General features: G+C 41.5%; 9 protein-coding genes. 2 read left to right on the forward strand and 7 right to left on the reverse strand.

Going from position 1 to position 13,473, the window contains the following annotated elements; all coding sequences use genetic code 11:
- The first annotated feature begins 36 nt into the window (after nt 1-36).
- Entirely contained in the window at nt 37-777 is a 741-nt protein-coding gene (locus IPI59_05885; protein ID MBK7527080.1) for a DUF4397 domain-containing protein, read from the forward strand.
- Between the two features lie 220 nt (nt 778-997).
- Entirely contained in the window at nt 998-1,870 is an 873-nt protein-coding gene (locus tag IPI59_05890) for a DUF3822 family protein (GenBank protein ID MBK7527081.1), read from the forward strand.
- 169 nt (nt 1,871-2,039) lie between these two features.
- On the opposite strand, the gene rpoC is transcribed toward IPI59_05890, so the two are convergent.
- The 7 genes from rpoC to rplK form a co-directional block, all read right to left on the reverse strand.
- Nucleotides 2,040-6,341 (reverse strand): DNA-directed RNA polymerase subunit beta', encoded by a 4,302-nt coding sequence (gene rpoC / locus IPI59_05895; GenBank protein ID MBK7527082.1) that lies wholly within the window; start codon nt 6,339-6,341, stop codon nt 2,040-2,042.
- 234 nt (nt 6,342-6,575) lie between these two features.
- Nucleotides 6,576-10,394 carry a DNA-directed RNA polymerase subunit beta gene (gene rpoB, locus IPI59_05900; protein MBK7527083.1) on the reverse strand — a complete coding sequence of 1,273 codons (3,819 nt, stop codon included), beginning with the start codon at nt 10,392-10,394 and terminating at the stop codon, nt 6,576-6,578.
- 189 nt (nt 10,395-10,583) lie between these two features.
- Entirely contained in the window at nt 10,584-10,766 is a 183-nt protein-coding gene (locus IPI59_05905) for a hypothetical protein (protein MBK7527084.1), read from the reverse strand.
- 239 nt (nt 10,767-11,005) lie between these two features.
- Nucleotides 11,006-11,386 carry a 50S ribosomal protein L7/L12 gene (gene rplL, locus IPI59_05910; GenBank protein MBK7527085.1) on the reverse strand — a complete coding sequence of 127 codons (381 nt, stop codon included), beginning with the start codon at nt 11,384-11,386 and terminating at the stop codon, nt 11,006-11,008.
- 256 nt (nt 11,387-11,642) lie between these two features.
- Nucleotides 11,643-12,167 (reverse strand): 50S ribosomal protein L10, encoded by a 525-nt coding sequence (locus tag IPI59_05915; protein ID MBK7527086.1) that lies wholly within the window; start codon nt 12,165-12,167, stop codon nt 11,643-11,645.
- Nucleotides 12,168-12,170: 3 nt separating this feature from the next.
- The gene (locus IPI59_05920; GenBank protein MBK7527087.1) at nt 12,171-12,866 is read right to left on the reverse strand and encodes a 50S ribosomal protein L1; all 696 of its coding nucleotides are present in this window, start codon (nt 12,864-12,866) and stop codon (nt 12,171-12,173) included.
- Nucleotides 12,867-13,024: 158 nt separating this feature from the next.
- Entirely contained in the window at nt 13,025-13,465 is a 441-nt protein-coding gene (gene rplK / locus IPI59_05925) for a 50S ribosomal protein L11 (GenBank protein MBK7527088.1), read from the reverse strand.
- Nucleotides 13,466-13,473: the final 8 nt, after the last annotated feature.

The raw sequence follows: 13,473 nt of genomic DNA on the forward strand, positions 1-13,473 counted from the left end.
GCTCTTATGCGCGTTTGTAAAAACATAATAAATAATTTGCTGCAAGTTTTGCCGTTTTTTATACTATTATTTTGCCTGTTTAATGCCTGTAGCCCAACAAACGACCCCGAAGAGGAGGTTATTGCCAGTAAAGCTTATGTTGTAGTTGCCCACGCCGCGACAAAGCAAAATCAGGCACTCGATTTATATATTAACGACAAGCCCATTGCTCAAAATTTAAACCTGAACAACGCATTGCCCACCGACAGTAACTACTTGTTTTTTGAGTCCGGAAAATGGCCTTTAAGTTTCAACGCAACCAACAATTCAAATCAAGTGGTGTTTAGCGGAACGGCTTCTTGGGTAGCAAACCAAGCCTACACTTTAATAGCTATTGATAAAGACCTGTCAATAGAAGCCAGCACAACTGCCCTAATTTTACTCGACAGTTTGCCTAAACCAATTGAAAATCAAACATGGGTTCGCTTTGTACATGCGGCGGCGGCAATAGATACAGCAATTTTTACCCTCTCCTTATCTAATGACACGCAAACTTTTTTTACTGATACTTTGGTATTTGCCCCCACTGCCATACCCAACATGGTTAGCGGTTGGCAGGCCTACCCCGCCGACACCTTTGATGTAACGCTTAAAAATGCTCAGAACAATCAAACCTATGCACAACAAAATAAGGTGGCATTACAGCCCGGGCAATATATTACCATTTACGCTGCGGGTAATTTGTTAAACGATATTAAATTAGGATTTTTGCCGGTTAAAACCAAACCTGCAAGTTAAGCGAATTGTATTTTTTCCGGATAAATAAAACTTAAGTCTCCTTAACTATTTCATTAGAAGACAAAGAACTAAAAGATAGTTTTAAACGGCACAAAGCAGTTTCATAGTCCGGATGCAACCGTTTTTTCAAACAATTATCATATATTGAATATTATTTGCCTCAAAACCACTAACTTAGCGCATTAGATAGCTAAAAGCCCAATCATTATTGTACCAAAACATGGCCAGTCTTACTAATTTATCAATTAACCACGAAATTTGCCACTATAAATACCAACCGGGCGAACAAGCAGAATTACACCGGTTAATGCTGTTTTTAGGTAAGTCCGAGATTGCCTACCTAATTATACAAGACGACCGCGATTTAGTGGTGTACCTAAAATCGTATAATTTACCCGCCGGCATTAGCACAGCCGCCTATCGAAACGTTTTGCGGCGCTTTATGCGCGAGGAGGCAGCTTTGGCCGGAAAGTTTAAAAAAGTATCGGTTACTTCACAACTAAGCCCCAATACCTTAATTCCGTTAGATTTTTTTGACGACGAAAAACTGTCGGAATATTTTTACTTCAATAATAAAAACGAGCAAAAATCTAATTTATACTACGACCAAATGGTATTGCTTAAATTAGCAAACGTTTTTTCAGTGCCAGTCGAGATTGAAGAGGTGCTGAATGGGTTTTACCACCAAAAGCAAAAAATGCGCCACACAACTTCAAATACATTGCGTGCAGTTGTTACCCATAGCGCCTTAACACCTAATAATTTAATGCACCTAAATTTTCATCAACACTACATTGAGGTTACCGTAGCTCGGCCTAATAATTTATTGGTACAAAATACTTACAGTTGGCAAACCCCCGAAGATGTATTGTATTATGCCTTAAATATTGCCCGCTATACCCAATTTAACTTTGAGGCAGATACGTGTTTAATATCCGGACGTATTGAACAAAATGACCCACAGTGGCGCATCCTGGCAAAATATTTTCCTAATATAAAACTCAGCAAACGCCCCCCTTCTTACGACTACTGCCACGAGTTAGATACCTTGCCATTGCACGCCTATTTTCATTTGTTTAGCGCACAGTTTTAAAAACGTATAATTTGTTGGCAAATATACGGTTGTATGGTACAGTCTAAATAAACATGTAACCTGATTAATTGTATGGGTAATAAAAAATTACCGGATGCTGCATTTTAGTTAATTACAGCATCCGGTTACAACCAAATAATTTTAATTTTATTTGAGAACAAACGAATATTTACGGCTCAATATAAGCAGTTGTTTTATTTGCCATACTGCGCTCCATTTCATCTTTTGGCCCCACAATAATAGACGCAAAATCGCGTTGCCCGGTTCCGGCCGGAATAAGGTGGCCTACAATTACGTTTTCTTTCAAGCCCATTAGGTAGTCGTGTTTTGCCGAAATAGCGGCAGTGCTTAACACTTTGGTTGTTTCTTGGAAAGATGCTGCCGAAATCCAACTTTCAGTTCCTAACGATGCTTTGGTAATACCTTGTAGCAACGGCATAGATGTCGCGGGCATGGCACTTTTAAACTCTACAAGCTGTAAGTCGTTACGGCGTAAGTACGAGTTTTCGTCGCGCAGCTGGCGCACGGTAACTATTTGACCTTTTTTAAGTTTTTGCGAGTCGCCCGAATCTGTTACAACTTTTTTATCAAAAATCCGGTCATTTTCGCGTATGAACTCAAATTTATCAACGGCCATTTTTTCCATAAACCTGGTATCTCCGGGGTCAACAATTTGGACTTTGCGCATCATTTGGCGCACAATTACTTCAATATGTTTGTCGTTAATTGTTACCGCTTGCAAGCGATAAACCTCTTGAATACCGTTTACCAAATATTGTTGCACGGCAAAGGGGCCTTTAATACGCAAAATATCGGCGGGGGTAATGGCTCCTTCAGATAGGGGTGCGCCGGCATGAACAAAGTCGTTCTCTTGAACTAAAATATGTTTTGCTACCGGCACTAAGTATTTGCGCTCTTCGCCCTCTTTAGGGGTAATAATTATTTCAAGGTTGTTTCGTTTAATTTTACCAAAAGTTACTGCGCCATCAATTTCGGTAACAACGGCGGGGTTCGAGGGGTTACGGGCTTCAAACAGTTCGGTTACACGAGGTAAGCCCCCTGTAATATCGCGCACTTTGCCAATCATACGGGGTATTTTGGCAACCACTTCTCCGGGCGCAATGGCGTCGTCGGCATCAACGGCAATATGTGCGCCCACGGGCAAATTGTAGGTACGAAGCTCGTTACCCATGCCATCGTAAATAATAATAGCCGGAATTTTTCCTTTGTCGCGGGTATTTTCAATAATTACTTTATCGCGGAAACCGGTTTGTTCGTCGGCTTCCTCGCGGTAGGTAATATTTTCAATTATATCTTTATAGGTTATCGACCCGGCAAATTCCGATACAATTACGGCGTTATAAGGGTCCCATTCGCAAATATGCTGACCTTTTGCAACTTTATCGCCTTCTTTTACAAACATAGTAGCACCATAAGGCAGGTTATTGCTAACTAACTGGCGGCCAGTCTCCTCGTCCATAATACGCAACTCGCCGGTACGGCCAATAATGGTAATAACCGTATTGCCATTTTTATCAACCCTCGAAACCCAGCGCACGCCGTCAAACTCTATAATGCCTTCAAATTTGGCTTCTAATTTCGAATCAGACGAGATATTACCCGCCGTACCACCTGCGTGGAAGGTACGTAAAGTTAGCTGTGTGCCAGGCTCACCGATAGATTGCGCAGCAATTATACCCACCGCATCGCCTTTTTGTGCTATCCGGTTATTGGTTAGGTTGCGGCCATAACATTTAACACATACGCCAAACTCGGCTTCGCATGTTAGTACCGAACGAATTTCAACTTTTTCAATTCCGGTTTCTTCAGAGATATATCGCGCTTTATCTTCATTGATTTCTTCTCCGGCCATAACGATTACTTCGTCGTTTATGGGGTTTACAATATCTGATAAGGCAACGCGGCCTAAAATCCGGTCGTAAAGTGGTTCAACAATATCTTCATTATCTTTTAAGGCTTCTATTTCAATGCCCCGCAAGGTGCCGCAATCTTCTATTGTGATTACTGCATCTTGCGCTACGTCAACCAAACGCCGTGTAAGGTAACCAGCGTCGGCAGTTTTTAGTGCGGTATCGGCCAAACCTTTCCGGGCACCGTGCGTTGAAATAAAGTATTCAAGTACCGACAAGCCTTCTTTAAAACTGGCTAATATGGGGTTTTCTACAATTTCAGAGCCAGTACTTGAACCCGCTTTCCGGGGTTTTGCCATTAGGCCTTTTAATCCGGCAAGTTGTTTAATTTGCTCTTGCGAGCCCCTTGCGCCTGAGTGGAACATCATATAAACCGGATTAAATCCTTGGCGGTCATCCATAAAGCCACGCATCAACTCTTCACTTATCCGCGAGCCCAATTTCGACCAAATATCAATTACGGCGTTATACCTTTCGTTGTTGGTTATTAGTCCGTTTTCGTAGTTAAACTGCGCTTCTTCTACTTCGCCTCGGGCAATATTAACCATGTCTAATTTGCCGCGAGGGTTTACTAAATCTTTTAACGAGAACGAAAGGCCACCGCGGAAAGCCCACTCGAAGCCCATTTTTTTAATATCGTCTAAAAATTTAGCGGTGCGGGCAATACCCACCACTTTAATGATATTACCTACAATTACCCGTAGATTTTTTTTCGATAGCAATTCGTTAATAAAACCAACTTCTTCCGGAACAACCTGATTAAACAACACACGTCCACAGGTTGTTTCAATCATTTTAAATTCAATTTTACCTTTATCAGTTCTAATATTAACTCTAACCTTAATATGGGCGTGTAAATCTAAAACTCGTTCGTTGTAGGCAATTATTACTTCTTCGGCAGAGTAGAACGCCTTACCTTCGCCCTTTACGGGTGCATCGGCAGTGCTCCTAAGACCTTTGGTAATATAGTACAAACCCAACACCATATCTTGCGAGGGTAAGGCAATGGGGGTTCCGTTTTGTGGATTTAGAATATTGTGCGATGACAACATAAGCAGTTGGGCTTCTAAAATTGCCGGATTGCTTAGTGGTAAGTGCACCGCCATTTGGTCGCCGTCAAAGTCGGCGTTAAATGCTGTACAAACAAGGGGGTGTAATTGTATGGCTTTGCCCTCAATTAGTTTGGGCTGAAATGCTTGTATTGACAAGCGGTGCAGGGTGGGTGCGCGGTTTAGCATAACCGGATGGCCACGCAAAATATTTTCTAAAATATCCCAAACAACGGCTTCTTTGCGGTCAACCAATTTTTTGGCCGATTTTACCGTTTTTACAACGCCGCGCTCCATTAGTTTCCGGATAATAAAGGGTTTAAACAATTCGGCAGCCATATCTTTGGGCAGGCCGCACTCGTGCATCTTTAATTCGGGGCCTACTACTATTACCGAACGTCCCGAATAGTCAACCCGTTTACCGAGCAGGTTTTGCCTAAAGCGACCTTGTTTACCTTTTAGCACATCGCTTAAAGATTTTAAAGCGCGGTTATTTTCGGCTTTTACCGCATTCGATTTGCGCGAGTTATCGAACAGCGAGTCAACAGACTCTTGCAGCATTCGTTTTTCGTTGCGCAAAATTACTTCGGGGGCCTTAATTTCTATAAGACGTTTAAGGCGGTTATTTCGGATGATAACACGGCGGTAAAGGTCGTTTAAGTCTGAGCTTGCAAAACGGCCACCGTCAAGGGGTACTAAGGGTCTAAGTTCGGGGGGTACAACGGGCAAATATTGTACAACCATCCATTCGGGGCGGTTTTCGCTGTGCGAATTGGCCTCGCGGAAGGCTTCAACTACGCTAAGGCGTTTTAATGCCTCGGCTTTGCGCTGTTGAGAGGTTTCGTTAGCTGCCTGGTCGCGCAAGGCATACGACAGGTCGTCTAACTGAATAGTTGACAACAAGTCTTTTATGGCATCGGCCCCCATTTTAGCCACAAATTTTTGTGGGTCTTCGTTGGGCAGGTGCTGGTTGGCGGGGGGCAGGGTATCTAATAAATCAAGGTATTCTTCTTCCGACAGCAAGTCGTATTTACTCACTTTATTTTCTAATGCGCCGGGCTGTATAACAATGTACCGCTCGTAATACACTATTGATTCGAGCTTTTTAGAAGACAGGCCTAATAAATAGCCAATTTTATTGGGTAGCGACTTAAAATACCAAATATGTACCACTGGCACTACCAATTTAATATGCCCCATACGTTCGCGACGTACTTTCTTTTCGGTTACTTCTACGCCACAACGGTCGCACACTATTTGCCGGTAGCGTATGCGCTTGTATTTACCGCAATAACATTCAAAGTCTTTAACGGGGCCAAAAATGCGTTCGCAAAAAAGGCCGTCCCGCTCGGGTTTGTAGGTGCGGTAATTAATGGTTTCAGGTTTCAGCACTTCGCCATGCGAACGCCCCAAAATGGTATCGGGCGACGACAAGCAAATGGTAATGCTGTTAAAATTGTTTTTTACCCTATCTTCTTTTTTTGAAGCCATAATTGTTTATATGATGGTGTTGGTTTGCGAATGAATGAATGAATAAAAAAGAAAAAGAAATTCAACGAACAGGTGTATTGTTTTTAATTGCTGAATTGTTTTTTAATCCGGATGTTTGCACGCTATACTTTACTCATTTAATTTAATTAATGGGCTGGTTATTTAGTTTGTTCAGCATCCGGATATAAAACAATAGCTTTGATTTTCTACGCGAAGTAGCTTAATTATTTTTGCTTATTCAAATACTAAGTCAAGCGCTAAACCTCGCAACTCGTGCATCAATACATTAAACGATTCAGGAATATTTGGTATTGGCATATTATCGCCTTTTACAATTGCCTCGTAAGTTTTAGCGCGTCCTACAATATCATCCGATTTAACAGTTAGCAGTTCTTGTAATATGTGCGATGCGCCGTAAGCCTCTAATGCCCACACTTCCATTTCGCCAAAACGCTGACCTCCAAACTGTGCTTTACCACCCAAAGGTTGTTGGGTAATTAACGAGTACGGGCCAATGGAACGAGCGTGCATTTTATCATCAACCATGTGTGATAGTTTTAGCATATATATAATACCTACTGTTGCGGGTTGGTGGAAACGGCTGCCGGTTTCGCCATCGTAAAGGTAGGTTTGGCCTAACGAGGGTAGTTTTGCTGCTTGAATTTCTTTTTCTATTTCGTCAATCGAGGGGCCATCGAATATGGGACATGCATATTTTTTGCCATGAATTTTTCCGGCCCATGCTAAAACGGTCTCGTAAATTTGGCCAAGGTTCATCCGCGATGGAACACCTAATGGATTTAATACGATGTCCATTGGGGTACCGTCTTCTAAAAACGGCATATCTTCAAGGCGCACTATTTTGGCTACAATGCCTTTGTTTCCATGTCGGCCTGCAAGTTTATCGCCTACGCGCAGTTTGCGTTTTTTGGCAATATATACTTTGGCCATTTTAAGAACGCCGGGGGGCAACTCATCTCCTATACTAATATTGTATTTTTCGCGTTTAAAGCGGCCAACCTCTTCACTAATTTTGATATCGAAGTTACGAAGTAAAACAGATAATAAAGCATTTGTTTCTTCGTCGTTTGTCCAGGCCGAGCTTTTTATGCCTTCATAATTTAATCCGGATAAAACACGTTCGTTAAACAGCGAGCCTTTAGGAATAACATCTTCACCAAAATTGTTTCTTACCCCTATTGAGGTTTTGTCTTTCAGCAGTTCAACTAATTTGGCGAGCAAAATATTGCGCCATTTTTCTTTTGCTTGGTTGTGCTGGTCTTCAACTTTGGCAATTATTTCTTTTTCTTTAACTTTAGACTCTTTCGTTTTTTTATTCCGGACATATAGTTGGCGGTCAATTACTACGCCCGACATAGAGGGGGGTAGTTTTAAGGAAGCATCTTTTACATCGCCGGCCTTGTCGCCAAATATGGCGCGCAACAGTTTTTCTTCGGGAGTTGGGTCTGATTCGCCTTTGGGTGTAATTTTGCCAATAATAATATCGCCTTCGTTTACGTGTGCGCCAATGCGGATAAGGCCATTTTCGTCCAAATCTTTGGTGGCATCTTCACTTACGTTAGGGATATCGCTGGTTAGTTCTTCTTCGCCCAATTTGGTGTCGCGCACTTCCATGTCAAACACCTCAATATGTACCGATGTAAACAAGTCTTCGCGTACAACGCGCTCAGAGATTACAATGGCATCTTCAAAATTATACCCTTTCCATGGCATAAAAGCTACTTGTAGGTTTGTGCCAAGTGCTAACTCGCCTTTATCGGTGGCATACCCTTCGCAAAGGGTTTGGCCAAGCACCACTTTATCGCCTTTGCGCACAACGGGCTTTAAGTTGATGCAGGTCGATTGGTTAGTTTTCATAAATTTAGTCAGCGGGTAGCTTTTCGAGTCGCCTTCAAAGCTCACTAACCGGTCTTTATCGCTGCGGTCGTAGCGTATTATAATTTCTTTGGCATCTACATACTCAACTACCCCTTTTCCTTCGGCGTTAATTAACATGCGCGAGTCTTGGGCTACAACGGCTTCAATTCCGGTGCCGACAATAGGAGCTTGTGGGCATAACAAAGGCACAGCTTGGCGTTGCATGTTTGAGCCCATTAGCGCGCGGTTGGCATCATCGTTTTCTAAAAACGGAATTAACGATGCCGAAACGCCTACAATTTGGTTGGGGGCAATGTCTATGTATTGCAACTGGTCGGTATGTACCACCGGAAACTCGCCCTCTTGCCTTGCTTGCAGCGTGTTATGTTTAAATTTCCCATTTTCAAAATTAACATCTCCGGTTGCTTGCCCTACCATTTTATCATCTTCTTCTTCGGCAGTCAAAAAATCAACGGCATTGGGTGCTAAATCCATTTTACCGTTTATCACACGGCGGTAGGGCGTTTCTAAGAAACCCATTCTGTTAATTTTAGCGTGTACGCATAAGGTCGAGATTAAGCCGATATTTGGTCCTTCGGGAGTTTCGATGGTACAAAGGCGGCCATAGTGTGAGTAGTGTACGTCTCGCACCTCGAAACCTGCACGTTCGCGAGAGAGCCCTCCGGGGCCTAACGCTGAAATACGGCGTTTGTGGGCAATTTCACTAAGTGGGTTGGTTTGGTCTAAAAACTGCGATAATTGGCTGGTTCCGAAAAACGAATTAATAACCGACGACAAGGTGCGTGCATTTATGAGGTCTGAAGGCGAAAACACTTCATTATCGCGGACGTTCATGCGTTCGCGGATGGTGCGTGCCATACGTGCTAAACCCACACTAAACTGGCCATATAGTTGCTCACCAACGGTGCGAACCCTCCGGTTGCTAAGATGGTCAATATCATCTACCTCGGCTTTTGAGTTGGTAAGCCGAACCAAATAGTCAATAATCGAAATAATATCTTCGCGGGTTAATACTTTAACTTCGCTGCTGGTATTTAAATTAAGCTTACGGTTAATTTTATAGCGGCCTACCTCGCCCAGGTCGTAGCGTTTGTCTGAGAAAAAGAGTTTGTCAATAATGCCGCGTGCGGTTTCTTCATCCGGAGGTTCTGTGCCACGCAATTGTTTGTATATAAGATTTACAGCTTCAATTTCGGAGTTGGCTGTATCCTTGGCCAAAGTATTGTAGATAATCGAGAACTCGTTCGAGCGTTCTTCTTTTTGTAAGATTAAGCTCTTGGTTCCGGTTTCAATAATCTTATCAATACTTTCTTCGCCTAATAAAGTATCGCGTTCTAATAAAATTTCGTTGCGTTCTACGGTAACTACTTCTCCTGTATCTTCGTCCACAAAATCTTCGACCCACGACCTTAAAACACGTGCACCTAATTTCCGGCCAATATTTTGGTTTAAATTATCGCGGGTAGCTTCAATTTCTTCGGCCAAATCGAACAAATCTAAAATTGATTTATCGGTATCATAGCCAATGGCGCGCAGTAAAGTTGTTACCGGAAATTTTTTCTTACGGTCAATGTAGGCATACATTACATTGTTAATATCGGTAGAAAATTCAATCCATGAGCCTTTAAACGGAATAACCCGTGCCGAATAAATTTTTGTACCGTTAGGATGCACACTTTGGCTAAAAAACACACCCGGAGACCGATGTAGTTGCGAAACTACAATACGCTCGGCACCATTTACAATAAAAGTTCCTTTAGGGGTCATATATGGAATATTCCCCAAAAAGACATCTTGCTCTTTGGTTTCAAAATCAACATGTTCTTCATCGTTACACGAGAGGCGTACTTTTGCTTTTAGCGGTACGTGGTAGGTTAAGCCCCGTTGCATACACTCTTCCATTGTATAGCGGGGGGGGTCAATATGGTAATCCAAAAACTCTAAAACAAAAATATTTCGAGCATCGGATATAGGGAAATTTTCTTGAAAAACCCGGTGTAAGCCTTCACTTTCGCGATTTTCGGGGGTAGTTTCAAGCTGAAAAAAGTCTTTAAAAGAGCTTAGTTGAATTTCCAGCAAATCGGGATGTGAAAATGTTTGTTTAATTTTCCCAAAATTGTAGCGCAAGGATGATTTAGTCGTGGTAGTAGTCATGCAATTATATTACGACAAAAGTAAAATTATTATATATAAAGACAAGAAATAGGCAGAGAGAAATTAATTCTAACTTCTCTTGCCTATTTCGGTATGGATTTCGGTATGTGATGGCATTACTTTTTTTGGCAGGCAAATATATTTTAATGGCAAATAAAGGTTGGGCAAAACGTTAAAGAAAAAAACACCTTAATTTCTTTCCGGAATTTTGTTAAATATGGCTAAATATGCCTTGCCAACTGGCAAATTAATTAGGGTTTGGGCAAAAGATGTGTTTTTAGGCACTTTTCTTTTTCTTTTTCTTACTGTTGCTTGGGCAAGCACAGAAATAGGTTTTATAGATTTTTTTTGTCTCAAACCTATTTTAATCAAATAAACACACCATAACCCTATTTTACCATAAGGTTATGGTGGTTTTACTCAGGCTAATGCATTTTTTGTGCCTAGCCCAAATTGTATGCGTAGATAGTATAATTAAAAAATCAACGTGTTAGATTAAGCCGTTTATTTAGTGCCAAAGCAAATAATAAAGTGTGCAAGAAGCAAAATTATTAAATGGTAAAGTACAGATAGTTAGCTTTACTAACAATTAATTAATTAATTTAAACTAATTACTTAACTTCAACTTCGGCGCCTTCCTCTTCCAATTTGGCTTTAAGCGACTCGGCTTCGGCTTTCGACACTTTTTCTTTAACGGGGTTTGGTGCGCCGTCAACAAGGTCTTTAGCCTCTTTAAGGCCTAAACCTGTTAGGTCTTTTACCACTTTAACTACGTTAAGTTTTTTAGCGCCAGCGCTTTTCAAAATTACGTCGAACTCGGTTTGTTCGACTGCAGCGGGTGCGTCGGCACCGCCCCCACCACCAGCAACCATTACAGGAGCAGCAGCGGCAGGTTTAATGCCATAATCGTTTTCGAGGATGTCAGCTAATTCTTTTACCTCACGAACGGTTAAGTTTACTAATTGTTCGGCTAAAGCTTTTAATTCGGCCATTGTAGTATGCTTAGTTTGATGTGTTAAAAAATATTTGTATTAATTAAGCCCTATTTTTACTTATGGTGGAAGCATTAATATTTAAATAGGTAAAGTAAGAAACGAGGGCTTAGGGGTTTATTTTGTTATTAGATAAAATAGGTCGTCGAGTTGAGTTTTCCGGATTTTTATTTCCTTTGCGTGTATTGTGGTATCCGGAAGAAATATTAAACACACAATACATTTTTTTCTCTGTTTGTTTGCAGTTATGTTAGGTTTATTCGCGCTCAGACAGGGTTTTAAGAACTCCGGCAATAGTTGTGCCGCCTGATTGAAGTTGCGATAATAATCCCGCCATAGGCGACTGCAACAATCCAATTAGCTCGCCTAATAAATCGGCTTTCGATTTTAGGTTAATTAGTGCGTCTAAATTGTCGTCGCCAACATACACATCCGAATCAATATACGCTGCTTTGAGGGCTGGTTTTGCGTCCTCCTTTCGGAATTCTTTAATTACTTTGGCGGGTAAATTCGATTGGTCGCTAAAAAGCAGTGCCGATGTACCATGCAAAGTATCGTACAAGTTTTGACTATAAGTGCGGTCTTCTACCGCTTCAAGTGCCTTACGAATAAGGGTATTTTTAGCTACTTTTATTTCGATGCCTTTATTGAAGCAAATACGGCGTAATGCATTAATTTTTGCAACCGTAAGTGTTGAGGAGTCGGCAATATAAAAAAAGCTATATTGGTTAAACTTTTCAGTTAGTTGGGCAATTACTGCGGCTTTTTCGGTACGATTCATGTGTTAAATACCTTTTACGGATTTAAGGTCAATTTGAATACCCGGACTCATTGTGCTAGCCATAAACAAGCTTTTAAAGTAAGTACCTTTGGCTGTAGAGGGCTTCATCCGGCTAATAGTGGAAATTAACTCAGTAGCATTTTCAACGATTTGTTGTGGGGTAAAGGACACACGCCCTACGGACGCATGAATTATTCCAAACTTATCGATACGGAAAGAGATTTTACCTTTTTTTACTTCGGTAACTGCGGTGCTTACATCGGGGGTAACGGTTCCGGTACGGGGGTTTGGCATTAAGCCACGTGGGCCTAAAACGCGACCAAGTTTACCAACTTTAGCCATTACGTCGGGGGTTGCAATAATAATATCAATATCAAGCCATCCACCGTTCATTTTTTCGATGTATTCATCAAGCCCCACGTAGTCAGCGCCTGCTGCTTTGGCTTCGTTTTCTTTGTCGGGATTACAAAGCACCAATACCTTTTTTGTTTTACCAGTACCGTTTGGAAGCGTTACGGCACCGCGTAAAGACTGGTCGGGTTTGCGGGGGTCAAGGCCAAGGCGGATATGCACATCTACCGAAGCATCAAATTTGGTATAATTTATCTCTTTTAATAATTTAGAGGCATCTTCAATGCTATACAACTTGTTATTGTCCACTTGACTGACAACTTGTTTTTGTTTTTTGGTAAGTTTCATATTACATCTTGTTTTATAATTTTGCCGGTTTTACATAAAGCTTTAAGTAAACGATATGTTCTGCCGGGTCATTTATGTGTTATAGCTGGTGGATATAAAGTGTATGTTATTTAAGTAACTTAAAATAATATTTATTTGTAAAAAAGTAGCAGCTTAGTTTATTGCCAAGGTGGGGTGCCATCAACATTTAAGCCCATACTGCGGGCCGTGCCAGCCACCATACTCATAGCCGATTCAATGGTAAAGGCGTTAAGGTCGGGCATTTTAAGTTCGGCAATTTGGCGCACTTGCTCCCAAGTTACTTTACCTACTTTTTTACGGTTTGGTTCAGCCGATCCGGACTGTAATTTAGCAGCATCTTTAAGTAGAATAGCGGCAGGTGGAGTTTTAATGATAAACTCAAACGACTTATCTTTATATATGGTTATAAGGCAAGGCAAAACTTGCCCAATTTTATCTTGTGTCCGAGCGTTAAACTCTTTACAAAAGCCCATAATATTTACCCCTTTCGAGCCTAATGCAGGGCCAATAGGGGGAGATGGGTTAGCTTGCCCACCTTTAACTTGAAGTCGAACTATGTATTCAATTTGTTTTGCCATAATCTTGG

The organism is Sphingobacteriales bacterium, assembly GCA_016706405.1.
In the GTDB taxonomy this organism is placed as follows: Bacteria; Bacteroidota; Bacteroidia; order Chitinophagales; family UBA2359; genus BJ6.